We start from the raw sequence: 1,165 nt of genomic DNA, 5'->3' as shown, positions 1-1,165 counted from the left end.
TTGTATGTTTAACCCCGGCAGGCCTAGAAAAGGTCTGTCGGGGTGGAGGGACGAGGCCGGCATCTGGCCTGTGGCACAGACGGTAGGAGAATTCGTCCCACCCCTCACCTTAAACGCCGATAAGGAATCGATCGGCACGGGACCGACGATAGATGGCAAGCCAGCGTTCGGTGAGGCCCCGACAGACAACTCCAAGCTAGCTCGGGAGGTGTGATGATGGCAACGCATCGGATCGGGGTCGATGTCGGCAAGGCCGAGTTGTGGATCAGCATCGACGGTGAAACCGCACAGCCGTGTCCCAACGAGCTCCCGGCGATCCGCCGGTGGGTCCGTGGCTTGGAGGGTCCGGCCGACTTCGCCCTGGAGGCGACCAACGACTATCACTTGGCCCTGGCGCTGGAGGCTCATCATCAGGGCCACCGGGTGTATCTGATTAATGGCTATCGCCTCAATCGCTACCGCGAGAGCATCGGTGGCCGGGCCAAGACCGATGCCGGGGATGCTCGGCTTCTGGTGCGTTATCTGCAACGCGAACAGGACGAACTGCGCCCCTGGACACCGCCACCCGAGGGCTACCGGACCCTGCAAAAGCTGCTGCGCCGGCGTGCCACGCTGGTGCGGGCACGGGTCATGCTGGAGCAGAGCCTGCGAGGCGTACCCGAACTGCAGTCCAATCTGAAGGATCTGCTCCGGGAGATCGGTCGGCTGGACGCTGTCCTCCAGCGTGTGCTGCGCGAGACGGTCGGTCGCGCCGGCTGGTCGGATCACGCCCGACGCTGCCAGCAGATCGAGGGTGTGGGCCCGCTCACCGCCACCGGCTTGACGATGGCGTTCCATCGCGGCGCCTTCCGCAGCGGTGATGCGTTCGTTGCCTTCCTGGGGTTGGATGTCCGCATACGCGACTCCGGCACGAAACGGGGGCAGCGCAAACTCACCAAACAGGGCGATCCAGAGTTGCGACGGCTGCTCTATCTGGCCGCGATGCAGGCCAAGTCGAAAGCCGCCTGGAGCGACTACTACCAGCGCTGCCTGGACCGTGGCCTGGCGACGACCCAGGCACTGAACGCCTTGGCTCGAAAGCTGGCCCGCGTCGCCTTCGCCCTGATGAAAAATCAGACCGATTACCAACCTAAGATCCCTTGTGGAGAGACATAGAATCTCCTAC

1 protein-coding gene is annotated in these 1,165 nt (G+C 63.6%); it reads left to right on the top strand.

Annotation, left to right across the window (positions count from 1 at the left end; translation table 11 throughout):
• The first annotated feature begins 213 nt into the window (after positions 1-213).
• Positions 214-1,155, top strand: a complete 942-nt coding sequence (locus B0684_RS13610; protein ID WP_018167930.1) for an IS110 family transposase — start codon at positions 214-216, stop codon at positions 1,153-1,155.
• Positions 1,156-1,165: the final 10 nt, after the last annotated feature.

This window comes from Thioalkalivibrio versutus, from assembly GCF_001999325.1.
Taxonomy (GTDB): domain Bacteria; phylum Pseudomonadota; class Gammaproteobacteria; order Ectothiorhodospirales; family Ectothiorhodospiraceae; genus Thioalkalivibrio; species Thioalkalivibrio versutus.
The sequence above is the reverse complement of the archived record's forward strand: the minus strand, read 5'-3'. Positions and strand labels throughout refer to the sequence as shown.

Bases quoted from the DNA above. Each gene is read 5' to 3' on its own strand.
- B0684_RS13610 (WP_018167930.1), top strand. From the start codon at position 214: ATGATGGCAACGCATCGGATCGGGGTCGATGTCGGCAAGGCCGAGTTG.